The organism is Paenibacillus sp. OAE614 (assembly GCF_040546645.1).
GTDB lineage: Bacteria > Bacillota > Bacilli > Paenibacillales > Paenibacillaceae > Paenibacillus_AQ > Paenibacillus_AQ favisporus.
Genome location: NZ_JBEPOD010000001.1, coordinates 5,909,297 through 5,929,424, shown reverse-complemented (window position 1 = coordinate 5,929,424; position 20,128 = coordinate 5,909,297). Strand labels below are relative to the sequence as shown.

Sequence of the window (20,128 nt, the reverse complement as noted above, 5' to 3'; positions counted from 1 at the left end):
GTCCGCATCCGTCCAACCGGCTGTCCGCGGGATTCGCGCTTCAGCCGAGTGGACGGTGCTGGTTGCGGGCCGTCCGCTTGCTCCTGAAGTTAAGCGGCGCCCTTGCTCTTGCCATTCATGCCTGGTGCGGGTGCCGGCGTGGGATCCATGCCGTCATGATGCCGGTGGAACAAGCCGCGGAGGTAAGGCAGTACCCAGCGGTCCAGACCGATACGGCCGGCGTTGGCGGCAGCGACGACGATGAACATTTCAAGCAGCAGCATTTGCGCGTTGGTGCTTACGGTGCCCGAGAAGAGGAACGCCGCGTTCATCACCATACCCATCAGGGCGGCGAAGGTGGTGAAGGTGCCGAGGATCAGCCCCAGGCCGACCAGCGTTTCGCCGAGCGGGATCAGGACGTTGAAGAATTTGACGCCCGGCAGGGCCGCGTGCTCCAGGAAGGCTGCCCACCAGCCTTGAACGGCCGGGTGATCACCGGTACTTTTGGCAATCGCCCCCTGCAGGAATCCGCCGGCATCGAAGCCTCCGGTCAGTTTCTCGATACCGCCTTTGATCCAGCTGTACCCCAGGTAGATCCGGACGATGGTCAGCAGCCAGCTTGCTACTTTGTGATTTCTAAGCCAATGGTTGAACATGATTTGTTCCACTCCTTTATTTTCTTTGGGATGTGTTGCTTGTGGAAGATGATCATCTTTGATGTCTTTATTATAAGTGAAAAATTTCACAACAACTGTGATATATATCACACATCCAACAAAATACGAAAAAAGATTTCAGTTATGTTTAAGCTTCGGACGCTAAGCTGGATTTATCCGAAAAACGGGATGTTTTGGGAGTCGAAAAAATAAATATCCTTCAGTGTAGCCGTACCCGGAGTTCAATCCCTCGCGTGTCTCTCAAGTTATGCCTGTAGTCCACCGCAGTGTGGTCCGTCAATCTGCTTGGGATCAGGATCAAACGCCCGCTAGTGCGAGTCCGTCGGCCCGCCAATCTGCCTGAAAACACAGACAGATGCCGCCCTTTTGTGATTAAATGGAAGGAAAGCATGTGTGGACGAGCCACACAAAGACAGCAGGGGATGACCGGGAGTTTACGATGAAGGGATGAATCCAAGCGAATGAACGATACGTGGAGTACAGGCTGGAGGAAGCTGGCAGGCACACTGCTGTGCCTGACGCTGAGCGGCGCGCTCTTGGCTGCCTGCACCGAGAAAGCGGCGGAGGCGCCGCAGCCGCCAGCCGCCGGGGAGCAGCAGCCGGCGCAGGACGAGCCGGCGCCGGAGGAGACCGCGCCGCCGGAAGGGGCGGAGCAGGAGCCGGCGGCCTATACGGCGCCGCTGACGGGGCTGCCGGTGGAGCAGCCGGCAGACAAGAGGCCGCTGGCGGTGATGATCAACAACGCGCCGGCGGCACGGCCGCAGTCGGGCCTGAGCCAGGCCGACATCGTCTATGAAGTGCTGGCTGAGGGCGGGATCACGCGGCTGATCGGCATCTTCCAGAGCCGGGGCGCCGAGGAGACCATCGGGCCGATCCGCAGCATCCGCCCGTATCTGATCGATCTGGGCGAGAGCTACGGCGGCGTGCTGGTGCATGCCGGGGGCAGCAACGACGCTTACGCGATCATCCAGCGCCAGCACAAGGAGGACCTGGACGAGATCAGCAACGCCGGGCCGTACTTCTGGCGCGACAAGAGCCGCAAGGCGCCGCACAATCTGTATTCGAGCGCGGACAAGCTGCGCGAGGGAGCGGACAAGCGCGGATACGCGGAGCATGTGGAGCTGAAGTCGTATCTTTTTCACGATCCGGCGGACGACAGCGTTCCCGAGGGCGAGGACGCTGCGGGCGTCGACGTCACCTTTTTGCTCCAGAGCTATAAAGTTTCCTATAAATATGATACCGCCACTAAGCTCTATCAGCGCTTCATTAACGGCAAGCCGCATATCGACCTGAACAACAACGAGCAGCTGACCGCAGCGAACGTCATCGTGCTGGGTGCCGACCAGAAGGTGCTGGACGATGTGGGCCGGCTGGACATCGATGTATCTTCCGGCGGGAAGGCCGTGCTGCTGCAGCGGGGCAAGGTGCTGGAGGGCAAGTGGGTGCGCGCCAAAGGGGATGTCATCCGCTTTGTAAAAGACGGCCAGGAGGTGCCGCTCTACCCGGGAACCACGTATTTTAACATCGTGCCGAATGCGCCATCTTTCGACAGCCATCTTCAGCTTCTCAAATGACGGAAAAATAGGGGAAGGATGGCGAATCCTTGCGGGAATTGTCACTTCACCGGATATTTTGGCAGGGAATGGGTAAGTTTAATATATAAATTCGGCAGCGAGTTTACATTGCATTAAAATTGAAAGCCGCTTATCTTTACAAACCGTAGGACGGATTGATAAGATAACAAGGGTTGTCATTCTCATGTTTTTGCGGTGTTTATGCAAACTTATGTAAAGGGGTTATCGTATGAGATTGAAGAAAAAGGACATATTTTTCCAAACCCTGGAGAATATGGCCGATACGATTGTGCAGGCTGCCGATTATTTCGCCCAGCATGTGGACAATCTGCAAGATGTGCTTGTTTTTGCCAACGAAATGAAGAGATTCGAGTCGCAATGTGACGATTACACGCACACGATTATTACAGAACTCAACAAGACATTCATTACGCCCATCGAACGTGACGACATCATGGACCTGACAACCACCATGGATGATGTGATGGACGGGCTGGAGGCCTGCGCTTCCCGTTTCGACATGTACCATCTCCCGGATCCGGATGAGTATATCGTGCAATTCGCGGAAATTCTCCGTCAGTCGGCTTATGAAATTCAGAAAGCGATCCACCTGCTGTCCCAGAAGAAGCTGCTGGCCATGCGTGAATATACGATCCGCCTGAACGACCTGGAGAACCAGGGCGACGAGCTGCTTCGTATTTGTATTAAAGAGCTGTTTGCGAAAGTGACCGATCCGATCGAGCTGATCAAGCGCAAGGAAATTTACGAACGCCTTGAGACGACCACCGACGCTTGCGAAGACGTGGCCAACATGCTGGAATCGATCATTATGAGCAACTCGTAAGGGGTTTTGGAGACACATGGAGACATCATTATTTGTACTTACCATAGTCATCATTCTGGCGCTGGCGTTTGACTTTATCAACGGTTTCCACGATACGGCGAACGCGATTGCCACGTCCGTGTCGACACGGGCGCTGAAGCCGCGGACGGCTATCCTTCTGGCGGCGGTCATGAACTTTGTCGGCGCGATTATGTTTACGGGCGTCGCGAAGAAAATCGGCGGCAGTGTCACCGACCCCTCGACGCTGAATAACGGGCTCGAAGTCGTCATAGCCACGCTGCTGGCGGCGATCATTTGGAACCTCGTCACCTGGTGGCTCGGCATCCCGTCCTCCTCGTCACACGCACTCATCGGTGCGCTGGCCGGAGCGGTGTACGTCGGAGCAGGCTCAAGCCATATCAAGTGGAGCGGCTTTACGGAAATTGTGGAAGGCTTGCTGTTATCCCCTCTAATCGCATTTGTGATCGGCTATATCGTCATGACGATTCTGAAGTGGATCTTTGCCAAACGCAGTCCGCATACGGTCAATAAAGGCTTCCGGTTTATGCAGATCATTACGGCGGCGCTGCAGTCGTTCACGCACGGCACAAACGATGCACAGAAGGCGATGGGGATCATCACCTTGGCGCTGGTAACATCGGGCCGGCTGGAGACGCTCGAAGTTCCGCTCTGGGTTAAAATCGCTGCGGCGACCTCCATGGCGCTCGGCACGTCCATCGGCGGCTGGAAAATCATCAAGACGATGGGTACGAAAATTTTCAAAATCGAGCCGATCAACGGCTTTGCGGCAGACTTCTCGTCCGCTTCCGTCATTTTCTCGGCAACGCTCCTGCACCTGCCAGTCAGTACGACGCACGCAATTACGTCCGCTATTCTCGGCGTGGGCAGCGCGAAGCGCTTTTCCGAAGTAAAATGGTCGCTGGCCGGAAGAATCGTCATCACCTGGTTCATTACCATTCCGATTTCAGCGGTGCTGGCGGGCATTATCTTTAAAATCTTTTTCTAACCTTGGTTAATCTCATATATATAGATGTACACATTTGGAGTAGAGTGGGGGCCAATCGTCAAAGGGTTGGCTTTTTTGTTGCGCAAAAACGTCGCCGGCGTGACTTCATTCGAACGGATGCTGTACAATACTAAGATAGATCAGAACATACATATAAAGTGCTCCGCTTCTGCCGGAGCCGCAACATAAGCCGCTAGAGGGGAGCTTCGCTGAACGCCGATGATACGCACGCTTGCCATTACCCATACCCATGAGGTGCTGACGGGAATTTCGCTGGAAGAAGCCCGGATGGAGGACTATGCCTGGATGTGGGTGGATTTCAACGGTCCGACCGAAGAAGAATCCGCCCTTTTACATACGTATTTTCATTTTCACCCGCTGGCGGTCGAGGACTGCATGCATGTGCTGCAGCGGCCGAAGCTGGATATGTACGAGGATCTGCAGTTCTTCGTTCTGCATGCACTCGATCCCGATACGCTAGGGGTGGATGAGGTGGACCTCTTCCTCGGGCACGATCTGCTCGTGTCCTTTCATCTCAAAGAGCTGCCGGTCGTCGACGACGCCTGGGAGCAGATCCTCCAGCATGCCCATGACCGCAAAATCTGGGCGCGCGGCCCGGTATCCTGCGCCTATACGATCATGGACCACCTGGTGGACCGCTATTTTCCGAGTTTGTACAAAATCGAGGATGAGCTGGCCGACCTGGAGAACCGCGGCGGCAAAGAATCGGTCGAGGAGCTGATGAACCAGGTGTTCGACCTGCGCGGCCGGCTGCTGAAGCTGCGGCGGACGATCGTGCCGATGCGCGATCTGCTGTACCGGGTCGTCAACTCCCAGCATGTCCAGAACAACAGCGAGCACAAAGTGTATTTTGCCGATATTTACGACCATCTGCTCAAGCTGACCGACATGATCGAGGCCGACCGCGAAATGACCGCCGACCTGCGCGACAGCTACATCTCGCTCAACTCCAACCGGGCAAACGCCATCATGAAGACGCTGACGGTCATTACCGTCATCTTCATGCCGCTGACGCTCATCGCCGGCATCTATGGCATGAACTTCGTCAATATGCCCGAGCTTAACTGGAAGTACGGCTACCCCGCCGTCATGCTGCTCATGTTCTTGCTGGGGGCGGGCATGGTGCTGTGGTTCACGAAGCGCGGATGGTTCAAATAGGGGTAAGGACTATCTAGGATTGCTTCAGGCCAAGAGTGTGGCAGGGTAGAACGGGGGCAATCGGCCAAGAGCAGGATAAAGTAGAACGGGGCGGCAGGACAAGACAACGTATGGTAGAACGGAATGCGCCAGGCCAAGCACGGAAGTGGAGAGACTTCTGCGCTTGGACCTGGCGCTTGTATGTTCTTTGGGCATGATATGGTGGCGAAGAGGGATTCATCGTTATTCTTTCGGTAAAATGGGCGACATGAGGGTATCGATACTGTGAATGGTGAGTACGATAGGGCATGAGGTACGATATGCCATGAGGTATGATATGGCACCGGTTCATGACACCGGCTCATCGCACCAACGAAGGCTTTGTTCGACTCTTAAACGGCAATGGTAGTGGATTTTTTGGCGTCAGCTGCGCTTCTTCTTGGATGTTTTTTTCGACGAGCTCTTCTTCGACGACGATTTTTTCTTGGAAGTCGACTTTTTGGACTTCTTCTTCCGGCGCGGTCTGTACTCGCCATCATTGCTGCTGTTGGTTTTGCCTTTACCGAGACCCGCGAACAGCTTAAACATCGGGGCGATCTGCTGCATACCGGTCATCACCTTCTGGAATTTGCCGACGGAGTTCACGATGCCGTCGATGCCGCCCACTCGGTCGATCAGTCCCTTGAGGTCGCCGAGCTGGGCGAGGGAAAAGCCGGTTTTGGCGGTTTCGGCTGCGGCAGCGACCGGTGCGGCGGCTGCGGCTGCCGCGGGAGCAGCAGAGGCGGCTGCGGATACTGGCGGGATGATCTCCGCCGTACCTGCCAACCCTTCAGGTCCGTAATAAGGCGCAAACCCGGGAGCGCCTCCGGGTAATCCGCCGGGTGCTCCAAAGTCCGGATAGCCTTGAATGCCGGGATACGGGGACTGTGGATATGGGGAGGCAAATTCGTTCAGCGAGCGGTGGTCAGCTTTGGGCTTTGCCTTTGACTTATGGTAGTAATGCTCAGGCATGATATCACTTTCCTTTTTGGAATGATTTACTATACTGTATGTGCTGGGCAAACATAATGTATGGACGTTAGCCCGGTAGACAGGGATAGGAGCGGAAACGGGCGGATGCCCAGGCGGCGCGGAAGCAGCGGATGAAACGGTAGGCAACGTTGGAATGCGGCTTATTTTTGCTTGACCCTGACACTAATGTCACGGTTTATAATGAGCTCATCCCAAACAGAAAAGGAAGATGCCGTGATGGATATTTCGTCCCAAGAAGAACATATGATTCAGGCGCTGCGTGAGGTGGCATTACCTCCACTATTTGTGCTCATCCGGATTCGGAACGATATTTTAAATGACACGGTCAATATCGAAGAAGGCCGGAGAAATGAGATCGTAAACTCGTTGGAACGATACATCGCCCCACTTTGGGAGGATTATCATAAGGAGAAGAACGCACAAGCCAATGAAGGAGCTTCGGATCCGGAGTGAATGGGCACGACATAGAGAAGGAGCTTCGGATCTGGAATGAATGGACACGACATAGAGAAGGAGCTTCGGATCTGGAATGAATGGGCACGACATAGAGAAGGACCATCCAGTTCGGAATGAGTAGACACCAACATCAGAGCGACGTGCCATGCCGCCATATCGGGCGGTTTTTCTTTTGCACAAAAGTCGGCATTCAAGGATCCCAGACCTCTTACCCTACAAGATTCAGCGGAGGCCCGGTTGGTGCGTGTGCGGAAGATCGGGAGAAGGAATATCGCAAACTTGTGAGCACAACCCGGAGTCCAATGCCGGGAATTGGAAATGATCCACCAAAACATGTACAAGCCCGTCAAGATGATGTATAATTTAAGCGCTTTCAAGTGGAAGGTGGTGTTCTATGCATTTTAACCGTGGAAGGGCATCGGGGACCGGGCGGCGGATCCATGTCGCTTTATTTGGCCTGCTGCCATGCAACTCTTCAGTGCGTGAATCCGTTAACGCTTGAAAAGTTCATACCGGCTCGGTACAATGGGAGTACATAGAGGACTATCATTTGAACACGGATTGACCGATATTAAATGTGGAAAGACCCTGTGACGGGAGCAAAATCCTGAATAGGCAATAGTTACAATAGGGGATGATATTTCAGTGCAGCTGAAGAAACTTAATGATAAAAGCATCGACCAACTTTTTGAAGCCATTTTAACTCTTAAAGATGTAGAGGAATGCTACGTATTTTTCGATGATCTGTGTACCGTCAACGAAATCCAATCCCTCTCCCAGCGTCTGGAAGTGGCGCGCATGCTCGGCAAGGGCAGCACGTACAATCAGATCGAGGCGGAGACGGGAGCCAGCACGGCCACCATTTCGCGTGTGAAGCGCTGTTTGAATTATGGCAACGAAGGGTATAAAATGACGTTAGAGCGTCTCGGGCGTTAATATGCGCAAACCGGGGGTACTTGTTATCAGTCACGGCTCCAGGGAATCCTCCTGGGTCCAGCTGGTCGACGATGCCGTTGGGCAGCTGCCGCTGCGGGGAGAACTCCCTGTGGCGGCTTCGTTCTTGGAGATCGTGGAAGGCCGCTTGATTCAGGACGGGATCGATGATCTGGAGCGTCAGGGCGTAACGGATATACTGGTGATTCCGCTGTTTGTCTCTTCGGGCAGCACCCATGTGAATGAAATCGCATATGCGCTCGGTGTCATTGACGCCCCGACCATCGACACGGACCTGGAGCCATTTCGCATCCGGGCGAATATTCTGTACGGAGAGCCGATCGACAACGATCCGGACGTGGCCCGCATGGTGTGGGATAAAGTGAAGACGGAATCGAAGAACCCCGGCGAGGAGGTTCTTATTCTTGTTGGTCACGGCAGCAGCCACGACGGCTTCCGCCAGCGCTGGGAGGAAGGTCTCTCGCGCCTGGCGGAGAGCACCCGGGCGATCGGCGGCCTGGCCGCGGCGGACTATGCCCTGCTTCGGCCCGACAGCGTGCGGGCGAAGGTGGAATACTGGCAGAAGGAACGCGGAATGCAGGTGATTGCAGCTCCGCTCTTTTTGAGTGACGGCTATTTCACCCGGACGGTGATTCCGCAGCGGCTGGACGGGTTAAATTACCGGTATTCAGGTGAAGCGCTGCTGCCGCACCCGCTGCTGACCCATTGGATGGAACGGCAGATCCGGAGCTGGCTTGGGCGTGATGCTGATGCGTCATTGTAAGGAACAGGCGCTTATTCGGAAATTATCAACTTATTAGGTGGCGTATGTATGAAAAGAGCACGTTTGATTTATAATCCCACCTCAGGCCGGGAGGAAATGCGCCGGCGTCTGCCGGACATTCTGCACCGGCTCGATCAGGGCGGCATCGAGGCTTCCTGCCATGCCACAATGGGCGAAGGGGACGCCACGAAGGCGGCCATCGACGCCGTGGAGCGGGGGTACGACATGATCATTGCCGCCGGCGGGGACGGCACGCTGTACGAGGTCGTCAACGGCATGGCGGAGCGGGATAACCTGCCGCCGCTCGGCGTGTTCCCGGTCGGAACGACAAACGATTTTGCGCGGGGGCTGGGCATTCCGAGGAACTGGGAAGACTACTGCGATCTGGTCATCCGCCAGCAGACCCGGCCGATCGACGTGGGCAAGGCGAATGACCGGTATTTCATCAACATCGCGGGCGGAGGCACGCTCACAGAGCTGACATACGACGTGCCCAGCCGGCTGAAGACGATGATCGGCCAGCTCGCTTATTATATTAAAGGCGTGGAGAAGATGGTCAGCCTGTCTCCGCAGGAGCTGATCATCAATGCCGAGGGCCAGGAGACGATCCATGACGAGTTCATGATCTTCCTGATCACGAACACGAACTCCGTCGGCGGCTTCGAGAAGCTCGCGCCGGGCGCGCGGATCGACGACGGCCTGCTCGACGTGATCGCCCTCAAGAAATGCAATCTGGCCGAATTCGTGCGGCTGGTCAGCCTCGCGCTGCGCGGCGAGCATTTCAACGACAAGAAGGTTGTCTACTTCCGCACGAGATCGATGGAAGTGACGTCCCCAGGCAAGGTGCTGCTCAACCTGGACGGAGAGCTTGGCGGAACGCTGCCGGGGCAGTTTTCGGTGCTGCCGCAGCACTTGCGGATTTTTGCGTAAGGCTTGTTTTTGACATACTTCGATATAGACAACAGGGATAGGAACAGAATGGTTCATCCGGCCGTAGGGAAGCTGGGCAGGCGGTGGATCATCGCAGGGGAGTTAAGGTGTCGGCATGCGGCTCATCCGCCAGGGATGGGGGCAGGGCATCTTGACTTTTTTTGTGCGCTTTTCTGTTATAATGGGAAGGATGCGGGGAAGAAATGAAGCCAGAGGGTTGTGGGGCTTATGACCCGCGGGATAAATCATAGATCAGTATCATTCCTCAACTTAACTTTGACGAAGACAAGTGGACAGGCCGCCGTACATCGGGGCTTTCCCTTTCAAAATATACTTGAAAGAAGTGAATCAAGCAGCATGAACAAGCGACACAGCCACCGGAACCCCGGCCGCCGCAGTACGCCTGCAGCGATTGCCGGCTTGCCGGTAGCCAAAAACGATGAGGCCGTCATCGACATCATCGGCATGAACCATGACGGAGAAGGAGTAGGCCGCGCCGAAGGCTATACCCCTGTTCGTCGCGGGAGCCCTTCCCGGCGAGAAGGTCCGCGTGAAGGTGCTCAAGACCAAGAAGCAGTACGGCTACGCCAAGCTGCTCGACATCGTGCAGGCGAGCCCCGACCGGATCGCGGCGCCCTGCCCGATCTATGACCAGTGCGGCGGCTGCCAGCTGCAGCACATGGACTACGCCGCACAGCTCGCGTGGAAGCGCCAGCTGGTCGTGGACAACCTGACGCGCATCGGCAAGCTGCAGGTGCTCGGCGAGCCCGAGCTGCGCGGGTCGCAGGCCGCCCAGGGGGCGGAAGGCGCGGACGCTGCTGCTCCGGCGTCCGTCGCCGCAGCGGGCAGTGCAGCGCAGCAGGGCATCCAGGTTCATGCCACGCTGGGCATGAACGAGCCGTGGCGCTACCGCAACAAAGCCCAGGTGCCGATCGGCGTCACCGAAGGCGGCCTGGTGGGCGGCTTTTACGCGCGCGGCAGCCACCGCATCATCGACATGGAGGCCTGCCTCATCCAGCACGAGCACAACGATGAGGTCGTTGCCCGTGTGAAGGCCATCGGGCGGAAGCTTGGCATCACCGCGTACGACGAAGAAGCCGGCCAGGGCCTGCTGCGCCACGTTGTCGTGAAGGTGGCCTTCCGCACCGGCGAGATGATGATCGTTCTGGTCACGAATGGGGACAAGGTACCTCATGCGGACGAGTGGATCTCGGAGATCCGCGGACAGCTGCCGTCGGTGGTGAGCATCTGCCAGAACGTGAACACGAAGCAGACGAATGTGATTTTCGGTGACGTGACTCGTGTACTTTGGGGCAGCGAAGTCATCTATGACTATATCGGCGACGTGAAATTCGCCATCTCGGCGCGGTCGTTCTATCAGGTGAATCCTGCTCAGACCGAGGTGCTGTACGGAAAGACGGTCGAGTATGCGCAGCTTATCGGGAAGGAAACGGTCATCGACGCGTACTGCGGTATCGGGACGATTTCGCTGTTTCTGGCCCAGCATGCGGGCAAGGTGTACGGCGTCGAGATCGTGCCGGAGGCGATTGAGGATGCACGCCGCAATGCAGAGCTGAACGGAATGAGCAACGTCACGTTTGAGGTCGGAGCGTCCGAGGATGTCATTCCTGCTTGGAAGGAGCAGGGCATTGAAGCGGACGTCATCGTCGTCGACCCGCCGCGCAAGGGCTGCGATCCGAAGCTGCTGGAGACGATTCTGGAGATGAAGCCGGAGCGGGTGGTGTATGTGAGCTGTAATCCTTCCACGCTGGCGCGGGATCTGCGGGTGCTGGAGGACGGCGGTTATCGCACGGTGGAAGTGACGCCGGTGGATATGTTCCCGCATACGGTGCACGTGGAATCGGTGGCTTGGTTGGTGAAGGATAGTCCGTAAATAGCAGTCAAAGTTCATCCAGAGCCTAAATATTCTGCCCAAAGCCTAATTAGTCTGCATAAAGCATAAATAGTTTGCCTAAGAGCCGAACGAAATTCAGGGATTCACTCCTGTTTTTCCTCGGCTTTTTTAAACCGAATCGATATCCGCCGGGGGAACCCAGGTGGCAGGGAATATTATTTTTAGGGAGCGGGACAGGATACGTGCATACCGTTTCCCCTCGATCCTGAACCCAGAACCCGCTAAAACCTTTGCACCGCCTGCATTTTGACTACTGATGATTCCATCCAGCTTTGCCCTTATGCCACCATTTGACAAACTACCTACCAGAAGGTAGAATGACAATATGAACAATTTATCTAACACCTATGACGAAATCCTGGCTTGTGCGCGTTCTCTGATCATCGCTGGTGGCTACAACGGCTTCAGTTATGCTGACATCGCTGATGTGGTTGGGATTCGTAAGGCGAGCATCCATCACCATTTCCCAAGCAAGGTCGATCTGGTCCGAACGCTGGTTGCGCGGTATCGGAAAGAAGCTGAAGAGGGGATGGCGAATCTCGAGCATCAGGTATCCGATCCGCTCGAACTGCTTCGGTTCTACTCTGGTTATTGGGAAGCCTGCATCATGGACGACAGCGCTCCGTTTTGTGTCTGCGCGCTGTTGGCAAGCCAGCTCCCCGTCCTGCCCGAGGAAGTTGGCCTAGAGGTCCGGGCGCATTTCCGCTCCCTGTCGGCTTGGTTGACATCCGTGCTGGAGCGCGGTGCACGGCAAGGGGAGCTTCAACTGATGGGTACCCCTCATGATGAGGCCGAAGCGTTTATGGCGACGGTTCACGGCGCGATGCTCTCGGCGCGTGCCTATGGCGATCCGAAGATATTCGGCGTCGTGACAAGCTCGCTTTTGGAGCGATTCTCTTCGTGATGAAAGCCGTGATGGCGATGGTTTGTAGCCATGTTCTATAAGAAAAGAGGTGAACCCTTTAGCTTTACCCATCTTGAGAGCAGGCTATGTTCTAATGAGGATCAGCCCGCTATATTACGAACGAATCGCATCTCATCCGCCAAGTGCAGATACGAGGCATGCCGTCTACATATCGTCAGTCTACTGTGAGAACGGCGTATTCTTGTCGCTGAATGTTTGCCAAACGGCCCCTGCTGCCCGTCGATGAATCAGACATACATCAAGAACTGCTGAGTATGGGATATCGGCTGTGGCCGGTCCCGTCGAGTGGTCCGAGCGTGGTGTCTTTTATCGATGGGCACGGGGGGACGTTTAAAGCAGCTGGCGGAGTCTTGTCTTTTTAACCTACCTATTAGTAGGTAGCGAAAAATGACGACCATATGAATTTTTGATCAGGAATGCTGTCAGCGGCTAGTATCGTTTCGCGCCAAGACAGAACAAATCAACCTTGTCCTTAAGGACTGGAAGGAGACTATTATGTTTGGAATTTCATCACTCGGCTGGGTGCATACACTCAGCAGCTTGCCCGCCATTCCGCTGGCAATCTATATGTTTGCTCGCTACGGACGGATTGTGCCCCGGTCAAAGCCCGGTGTCGTCTACTTTATTTCGATGCTGATTGGCGCGATCACTGTATTCCCCATCGCACATCAGTCGGCTAGCTATGCCATTGGTACCGCAACGCTCTTGCTGCTGCTCGCCGGATACGGCGTCGGGCGTATTTCGAGCTTAGGGCGTGCGGGGAAGTACCTCGAAACCATCTTCCTGAGCCTGACGGCGTTTCTGCTGATGTTGCCGACCATTACCGAAACCCTGACCCGTGTTCCTAACGGCCATCCCTTCGTCACCGATCTGAGTTCGCCCATTCTCCGCGGCGCCCAAGCCAGTCTCTTCGTCATTCTCATTGTTGGCTTGACAGCCCAAATCATCCATTTGCGCAGGCAAAGCAAGCTTGCGGAATTCGCCTCACCAGCCGAGATTTCTGCCGAATGAAGCTTCATGATTTGAGATTTCACCTGAACTAATAACCAGCAAGTCTATCTAATTTATAGCCGCTTCTATGAGAAAGTTTTAATTAAAAGGAGAGCAAAACATGTCATTAACTCAAGCTTTAGCGGAAGCCAAACAGCAATTTATCGCGCATACCCCTTTGGAAATTCAATCAGAGATGTTCCGTCAGATCCGGGAGCAGCAGGAATCCGGTATTCCTTACGGCCGGCAGGAGGGGGAGAAGGCCAAAGATTTTACACTCAAGAATGCCTTGGGTGAAACGGTGAACCTTTATGATGAACTGTCCAGAGGACCTGTTGTCCTCACTTTCTACCGGGGCGGATGGTGCCCATTCTGCAACAGTCAGCTGAAGGCGTATCAGAAGTTACTGCCGGACATCGAAGCCCTGGGGGGCCAGTTGATCGCGGTCAGCCCGCAAAGCCCCGACAACACGCTTTCCCAGCAGGAGAAAGAAGAGCTAACCTTCCAAGTACTGAGCGACACCAACGGTCTCGTGGCTGCTTTTTATAACATCCTTTACGACGTTCCGGATTACATCCAGAACGTGATGAAACAAATAGGCATGGACCTGGCGGAATACAATGCGACGAACCGCTGGATCCTGCCGATTCCTTCCACTTTTATGATCGACGAATCCGGTATCATCCGTTCTGCCTACGTGAATCCGGACTTTATGCAGCGGTTGGATCCGGGAAATATTTTGCATGAATTGAGAAAGCTGTAAACCCTACGATAATAATTGCTATACCTGTGTTTCATAGGAATGGCATGATTAAATGAATGGAATAAAGAACGGATTTCTCTGATAGGGGGGGTCGTTCTTTTTCTTATAATATCAGAAAGTATAAACTCCAGAGCCATGGCTTCCTGATATTGCAAGAAAAACTTCCTTTAAACGCGGTCTGTCTTCTTGGAAGGTACGTCGATAGAGTTTTTCTTATAATATCAGAAAGTATAAACTCCAGAGCCATGGCTTCCTGATATTGCAAGAAAAACTTCCTTTAAACGCGGTCTGTCTTCTTGGAAGTTACGTCGATAGAGTTTTTCTTATAATATCAGAAAGCATAAACTCCAGAGCCATGGCCTCTTGATATTGCAAGAAAAACTTCCTTTAAACGCGGTCTGTCTTCTTGGAAGGTACGTCGATAGAGTTTTTCTTATAATATCAGAAAGTATAAACTCCAGAGCCATGGCTTCCTGATATTGCAAGAAAAACTTCCTTTAAACGCGGTCTGTCTTCTTGGAAGTTACGTCGATAGAGTTTTTCTTATATCTGACAATATAAAAATTTCAGAGTAATTTGATATATAATATGGTCAGAAGGGTTGGAAATCCGAGTGTACTTTGATTTAATCATTATGTTATGAAGCATGATATAAGTGGATAAGAAGTCAAATATGAGGCGTTATATTTTTGGATAATGGCTGAAGCTTTATTATTACGAGAGGATTGAGTTTGAAGTGAACGATAATTTTTGGCTCGATTTACCCCGGCCTTTTTTTATACTTGCACCAATGGAAGATGTGACGCATGTTGTTTTTCGTCATGTCGTGAGTAAAGCAGGAAGACCGGATGTGTTTTTTACCGAGTTTGCGAATACGGAGAGCTACTGTCATCCAGAAGGCAATCATAGCGTGCGCGGCCGTTTGCTATTTACCGAGGATGAACAACCGATGGTTGCACATATATGGGGCGATAAGCCGGAATATTTTGAAAAGATGAGTATCGGGATGGCGAAGGCAGGATTTAAAGGGATCGATATCAATATGGGGTGTCCTGTTCCTAATGTGGCATCCAACGGGAAGGGAAGCGGATTGATTCTCCGCCCAGAGGTTGCCGCTGAAATCATCCAAGCCGCCAAAGCAGGAGGTTTGCCTGTAAGTGTAAAGACCAGACTTGGTTTTACCAGGGTAGATGAATGGCAGGACTGGCTGACCCATATTTTGAAGCAGGACATCGCTAATCTTTCGATCCATTTGCGTACACGAGAGGAAATGAGCCAAGTCGATGCGCATTGGGAGCTGATTCCTGAAATTAAGGCACTTCGGGATCGTGTGGCGCCACAGACGCTGCTCACGATTAATGGAGATATTCCTGACCGTCAAACGGGCCTGAAGCTGGCTAAACAATATGGTGTGGACGGGATCATGATCGGGCGTGGTATTTTTAAAAATCCGTTTGCCTTTGAAAAAGAACCGAAGGAACATAGCAGCGCCGAATACCTTGATCTTTTAAGATTGCAGCTGGATCTTCATGATCAGTATTCCCAACAATTAGAGACCCGGCCGTTCAAAGCTCTTCATCGCTTTTTCAAGATTTATGTCAAAGGGTTCAGAGGGGCAAGCGAACTCAGAAATCAATTGATGAGCACGGCGTCTACCGATGAAGTGCGTGCGCTTTTGGACGAATTTGCACAGCGTATGGATGAGGGCGGGGACAGTTAAATAAGGTATGCGGAGTAACTCCGTCCCTTAGGGGGATGGAGTTTTTTTGCGTTCTACGATGGATGAATTTAGTCTTATTCGGTTGTGATTGTGTTGTACTGAAAGGCAGATTATGATAATTGTACGATAATGATGATCCCTATGGAGTGATGACCTTGAGATACACCGATTACATCCGTCTGAAAACAGGCAGATACCAATCTGTAGGAAAGTTTGGCGATGATATCTATGCGTATGAGGTCTTAACGGGGATCGCCGACACCCCGGAGTACCACCAAATTTCCAAGGAAGAATTCGAATCGTTTGAAACCTGGAGCCAAGAGTACATTACGGATCTTAAAAAACTCTATGAAATCATGAACCGCCCTGTCATCTGCAGCGGTTACCTGGGAAGAGCGGAGCTGAATACTTCACTGCTTCGGGAAATGTAGGCGCAAGGAGTGTAAAAGAACTTGTATTCATAGTGACAACAAAAAGTATACAATCGTGGGGGTGTTCGTATGATTGATCAAATCAAACAGGTAGTATATGAAAATTGTAGTCAGCCCAATGTGTTAGGTGTACTTTTAATGGGTTCGGTTTCAGCTGACGCTCATGACCAGCACTCGGATGTCGATTTACTTGTCGTCTATCAACAGTCCGAGCCCGTGTTGCGTCTTCCCAACGCGGCTTGGAAATGGGATGTATCCTACATAAGCGAAAAGGAGATGAAAGGGCTTCAAAAATTATCGGATTGGCGAGCAAACGCCTTTTTAACTGCTCAAATCATCGTTGACCATACCACATGGCTGCCATCGGTTATTCATGAAATCTGTACACTATCTGATCAAGAATCTGAGAAACATGTCACGAGATGGCTGGATGCCTATCTGAATGCTTTTTACCGATCTATGAAGGCCGTAAGAAGAAATAATGAACTTGGGTCTTTACTGCAGGCTTCATCGTCTATTATGTGCTTAATCAATTGCTTGTTTAGTATGAATAAGCTTATTCCCCCTTATTTGGATAGAGTCGATATACTACTCGATCGTTTGGAGCATCTTCCTATGCAGAAGACAGCTTTAAGCGAACGGTTTGCAGCGATATCCAAATCCGCTAACCCCAAGGATCAGATCATATTGTTTAGAGCTACCGAAAAATTGCTAAGATCTTTTGGTTTTAATCAAGTGTATGAGGCATGGGGAGACCAGCTGGAAAATGAAGTGAATTACTGGGAAAAGTGAAGATGAGGGATTTGTTTCAGCGATGAAAAGCTCTCTTAGTCATCCAAAAAGGAAGTGGTCCGTACATCAGGCGGTTCAATGGATTAGAACAAAAAACTAGCCGTTGGAATTCAACGCTTAAGTACGCAAATCTTATAGGTAAGGGTGGTTCGTTTGAAGCAAGGACTTATTGTGTTGTTGAACGGAACTTCAAGTGCAGGAAAGACGAGTATTTCCATGGAACTGACCAACCAGAAAGAGATTCTTTTTCATCATTTATCCATTGATGATTTTTATCATAATTACAATGATTTTATTAATAATAAATTTCCAGATTCTAAACCTGTAAGAAAATTGGATGATGAAGTTATCGGACAAATAATATTTGATCCCATAATCTCCATGTACTACGCGACAATTAAATTGTTTTCCGAAATGGGACTGAATGTCATAGTTGATACCGTAATCGAAAATGATAAGTGGTTTAATGATTATCTTGATGTACTTTTTGATTATCCTACATTATTTGTAGGTGTCATATGCTCGAAAGAAGAACTCGCAAGAAGAGAGCAAATTAGAGGAGATCGAAAGATTGGACTAGCAGCTTCCCAATTCGACAAAGTATATTCCTTTAATGAATATGACCTTGAAGTAAATACTGAAGAGTTGAGTCCGACAGAATGTGCCGAAAAAATATTAAGTTTGATTAAGTCCGATCAGAATTATGCTGCATTTAAGAAATTAAGTAAAAGAGAGGTCAGTGTTTCATAGAAGGCGAATCCATCAGATAACAACATATTCAAGATGGGGGCTATTGCCCCTGTCTGGCGGGGGATTTGGAATGATGCTAATGGAAACAATGGTCCAGCATGACGTCAGCCGGACAAAATAATAGGCTGTCGTCGTTAAGTTAACGGGCAAGGATAATGGAGTGATTTTGCGAAGGAATCGAGTTGAGATGGTGGCACTTTTGATCAGAGTGGTTCTGTGGGACTTGGATGGGACAATTCAAGATAGTGATTCGTTCGCAAAGGAAGGTACACGTTATGGATTTAAACAGGTGCTTGGAAGAGAGCCGACAGACGACGAATTTTCTCAGCTGGTTGGACGCCCCGTTCCTGTAGTCTATAAAGAATGGTTCGATGACAGTTTGGCACAACAAATTCTAGATACTGGAACACGTTACTACCAAGAACGTGCGGAACAGATCCCTTGCTACCCAGATGTACCCGAGCTACTGGACGAATTGAAGCAGAGAGGTTATCGGATGGGAATCGTATCTTCTAAACGGCGGTTTCATGTCGTAAAAGAATTACAAAACAAATCATTGGACATCTTGTTTGACGTTATCGTAGCCCAGGAAGACACTCTACAACACAAACCTCACCCTGATCCTCTAGTTCTCGCTGCAAGTTACTTTAATTCACTCCCTGAAAATTGTCTTTATATCGGAGACCAACCCTCAGATATAAGAGCAGCTCATGCAGCACGAATGAAGTGTATTGCGGCACTTTGGGGAGACGGCAATTATGAACGACTTAAGCCGATATGTCCAACAATGTTTGCCCATACCCCGATGGATGTAATTAACTTTCTGCCCAATATCCATATGAAGTTAATCTAACGGACAGTGTAGCTGAATAATGACCAGCAGATTTATTAAGCTAATAGGCAGATTACATTAGAGATGATTCACATAGCCACAGAAAGGGGTTATTACCATGAGTATCACTTTTGAATCTGTTAAACAGGAAGTTGAGGAGCTCGTACAGTTCCTCACATCAGATAGCTGGCCTTATCATGGAGTTGAGAACCCTACTGAATCCGATATCAGAAAGGCTTATGAAAATGGCGCCTATCACAATGAGAATACTCGAACGTTCTGGATCATTGATAAAGGCGGCCATCAGAAAATCGGGCTGATCCGATTGTTTGACGTCTCAGATCCGATTGTAATGTTCGATCTGAGAATCCAAAGCGAGTATCGGGGCAAGGGTATCGGAAAGTCAGCTTTGAGGTGGATCGTCTCACACGTGTTCTCTGAATATCCGGCAGCGATCCGCATTGAAGGCCATACCAGAGTGGATAACACGGGTATGCGGGCTCTGTTTGCTAAATCGTTGTTCGTGTTGGAAGCGTATCATCGTAAATCTTGGAGACAAGCCGGGCTATTGTTCGACTCCGTCGGTTACGCGGTGATTAGGGAAGACTGGGAGAACAATCAGGTTACACCTATTCCCTGGTCCATAAAATAATTGATGGAATCCAATTTGTTTCATTAGCAATTACGCTAACGGGTACGATAGCTTAATGAAAATATTATTACGAGACGTGAGCATCTTGTACATTCAAATCATCGTGAAAAGCTAGCTGAAGAGCTGCTTCGCGCCCGAACACCCAAATCAAATGATTTTGTTTTTTTTGGTGTTGACATTAAAAGGATGATCGGATATATTTGTTACATACCAACCGAATGTATGAAAAGAGGAGACGTATGGCAAGGAATAAATATCCTGAAGAAACAATCAACCAGATCTTAACCGTGGCTCTTAACCTGTTCATTCAAAAGGGATACGAGCAGACTTCCGTTCAGGATATCATCAACGAGCTGGGCGGGCTGACAAAAGGGGCAATTTACCATCACTTCAAGTCGAAGGAGGAGATCCTGCAGGCTGTCACCGATCATTTGTTCCAAGGTGTTGATGATATGCTGTCCAGTGTCCGGGACGACAAGGAGCTGAACGGACGGGAAAAGCTTCGCAAGATTTCCCTCGTCTCTCTCGACAATCCCGCCCAAGACGAATTGGCATCGGTGGCACCAAACCTCTTGCGTAATCCGAAGATGCTGGCGGCACTGATCGAGAACATCATCGATAAAGCCGTACCCATCTATATCCAGCCCATTATCGAACAGGGTATGCGAGACGGATCGATCCAAACTGACTATCCTAGGGAGCTTAGCGAAGTGCTGATGGTACTCACCAACATTTGGTTAAACCCGGCGATCATTCCAGCTTCGCCCGAGGTAGTGTTGCGCAAGGTAAAGCTTTTCGATGAAATATTGAAAGGCCTGGGGCTTGACCTGTTCGATGAGCAAATGATTCAACGGTACGAGGAACTGTTGCGTATGTCAGCTAGGGAAGTCAGCAAAGAAAACTAAACTGCCGAGAGGCAGCTTATTTTTAAGCCTATTCATACCAACGGTTGGTATGAATAGGTGACCCGGATTCAAAGTGCTTG

General features: G+C 51.3%; 21 protein-coding genes. 19 read left to right on the top strand and 2 right to left on the bottom strand.

Going from position 1 to position 20,128, the window contains the following annotated elements; all coding sequences use genetic code 11:
- Positions 1-89 precede the first annotated feature (89 nt).
- Positions 90-635 carry a DoxX family protein gene (locus ABIE48_RS27260; protein WP_105442486.1) on the bottom strand — a complete coding sequence of 182 codons (546 nt, stop codon included), beginning with the start codon at positions 633-635 and terminating at the stop codon, positions 90-92.
- Between the two features lie 482 nt (positions 636-1,117).
- Here ABIE48_RS27260 and ABIE48_RS27255 point away from each other — a divergent pair, with 482 nt between their 5' ends.
- The 4 genes from ABIE48_RS27255 (at position 1,118) to corA (ending at position 5,259) form a co-directional block, all read left to right on the top strand.
- Positions 1,118-2,230 carry a DUF3048 domain-containing protein gene (locus ABIE48_RS27255; protein ID WP_192717187.1) on the top strand — a complete coding sequence of 371 codons (1,113 nt, stop codon included), beginning with the start codon at positions 1,118-1,120 and terminating at the stop codon, positions 2,228-2,230.
- 229 nt (positions 2,231-2,459) lie between these two features.
- Positions 2,460-3,074, top strand: a complete 615-nt coding sequence (locus ABIE48_RS27250; protein ID WP_076176785.1) for a DUF47 domain-containing protein — start codon at positions 2,460-2,462, stop codon at positions 3,072-3,074.
- Positions 3,075-3,090: 16 nt separating this feature from the next.
- On the top strand, positions 3,091-4,080 hold the full coding sequence (locus tag ABIE48_RS27245; protein WP_145028345.1) for an inorganic phosphate transporter: 990 nt from the start codon (positions 3,091-3,093) through the stop codon (positions 4,078-4,080).
- Positions 4,081-4,299: 219 nt separating this feature from the next.
- Entirely contained in the window at positions 4,300-5,259 is a 960-nt protein-coding gene (gene corA, locus ABIE48_RS27240; protein WP_076176783.1) for a magnesium/cobalt transporter CorA, read from the top strand.
- Between the two features lie 402 nt (positions 5,260-5,661).
- On the opposite strand, the gene ABIE48_RS27235 is transcribed toward corA, so the two are convergent.
- Entirely contained in the window at positions 5,662-6,249 is a 588-nt protein-coding gene (locus ABIE48_RS27235; protein WP_145028347.1) for a hypothetical protein, read from the bottom strand.
- Between the two features lie 237 nt (positions 6,250-6,486).
- Here ABIE48_RS27235 and ABIE48_RS27230 point away from each other — a divergent pair, with 237 nt between their 5' ends.
- The 15 genes from ABIE48_RS27230 to ABIE48_RS27160 all read left to right on the top strand — a co-directional run bounded on the left by ABIE48_RS27230 (position 6,487) and on the right by ABIE48_RS27160 (position 20,048).
- Positions 6,487-6,723, top strand: a complete 237-nt coding sequence (locus tag ABIE48_RS27230; RefSeq protein WP_192717186.1) for a hypothetical protein — start codon at positions 6,487-6,489, stop codon at positions 6,721-6,723.
- A 648-nt stretch (positions 6,724-7,371) separates the two neighbouring features.
- A complete protein-coding gene (locus ABIE48_RS27225; protein WP_076176780.1) occupies positions 7,372-7,662 on the top strand; it encodes a YerC/YecD family TrpR-related protein in 291 nt (96 codons plus the stop codon).
- 1 nt (position 7,663) lies between these two features.
- The gene (locus ABIE48_RS27220; protein ID WP_192717185.1) at positions 7,664-8,443 is read left to right on the top strand and encodes a sirohydrochlorin chelatase; all 780 of its coding nucleotides are present in this window, start codon (positions 7,664-7,666) and stop codon (positions 8,441-8,443) included.
- A gap of 48 nt (positions 8,444-8,491) precedes the next feature.
- Positions 8,492-9,373: a diacylglycerol kinase gene (locus ABIE48_RS27215; protein ID WP_076176778.1), complete on the top strand. Its 882-nt coding sequence runs from the start codon at positions 8,492-8,494 to the stop codon at positions 9,371-9,373.
- A gap of 550 nt (positions 9,374-9,923) precedes the next feature.
- Positions 9,924-11,267 (top strand): 23S rRNA (uracil(1939)-C(5))-methyltransferase RlmD, encoded by a 1,344-nt coding sequence (rlmD, locus tag ABIE48_RS27210; RefSeq protein WP_483312670.1) that lies wholly within the window; start codon positions 9,924-9,926, stop codon positions 11,265-11,267.
- A gap of 346 nt (positions 11,268-11,613) precedes the next feature.
- A complete protein-coding gene (locus ABIE48_RS27205; RefSeq protein WP_192717183.1) occupies positions 11,614-12,192 on the top strand; it encodes a TetR/AcrR family transcriptional regulator in 579 nt (192 codons plus the stop codon).
- 516 nt (positions 12,193-12,708) lie between these two features.
- On the top strand, positions 12,709-13,224 hold the full coding sequence (locus ABIE48_RS27200) for a hypothetical protein (RefSeq protein WP_192717182.1): 516 nt from the start codon (positions 12,709-12,711) through the stop codon (positions 13,222-13,224).
- A 100-nt stretch (positions 13,225-13,324) separates the two neighbouring features.
- The gene (locus ABIE48_RS27195; protein WP_192717181.1) at positions 13,325-13,966 is read left to right on the top strand and encodes a peroxiredoxin-like family protein; all 642 of its coding nucleotides are present in this window, start codon (positions 13,325-13,327) and stop codon (positions 13,964-13,966) included.
- Positions 13,967-14,756: 790 nt separating this feature from the next.
- Complete coding sequence (locus tag ABIE48_RS27190; protein WP_483312697.1) at positions 14,757-15,686, top strand: tRNA dihydrouridine synthase; 930 nt, start codon at positions 14,757-14,759, stop codon at positions 15,684-15,686.
- Between the two features lie 155 nt (positions 15,687-15,841).
- The gene (locus tag ABIE48_RS27185) at positions 15,842-16,117 is read left to right on the top strand and encodes a hypothetical protein (protein WP_354520028.1); all 276 of its coding nucleotides are present in this window, start codon (positions 15,842-15,844) and stop codon (positions 16,115-16,117) included.
- A 69-nt stretch (positions 16,118-16,186) separates the two neighbouring features.
- Positions 16,187-16,909, top strand: coding sequence for a nucleotidyltransferase domain-containing protein (locus ABIE48_RS27180; RefSeq protein WP_192717179.1), 723 nt, complete (start codon positions 16,187-16,189; stop codon positions 16,907-16,909).
- Between the two features lie 153 nt (positions 16,910-17,062).
- Entirely contained in the window at positions 17,063-17,659 is a 597-nt protein-coding gene (locus ABIE48_RS27175) for a chloramphenicol phosphotransferase CPT family protein (RefSeq protein WP_192717178.1), read from the top strand.
- A 187-nt stretch (positions 17,660-17,846) separates the two neighbouring features.
- Complete coding sequence (locus ABIE48_RS27170) at positions 17,847-18,512, top strand: HAD family hydrolase (protein ID WP_192717177.1); 666 nt, start codon at positions 17,847-17,849, stop codon at positions 18,510-18,512.
- Between the two features lie 97 nt (positions 18,513-18,609).
- On the top strand, positions 18,610-19,143 hold the full coding sequence (locus tag ABIE48_RS27165) for a GNAT family N-acetyltransferase (RefSeq protein ID WP_192717176.1): 534 nt from the start codon (positions 18,610-18,612) through the stop codon (positions 19,141-19,143).
- A gap of 239 nt (positions 19,144-19,382) precedes the next feature.
- The gene (locus tag ABIE48_RS27160) at positions 19,383-20,048 is read left to right on the top strand and encodes a TetR/AcrR family transcriptional regulator (RefSeq protein ID WP_145164658.1); all 666 of its coding nucleotides are present in this window, start codon (positions 19,383-19,385) and stop codon (positions 20,046-20,048) included.
- The last annotated feature ends 80 nt before the right edge of the window (positions 20,049-20,128 follow it).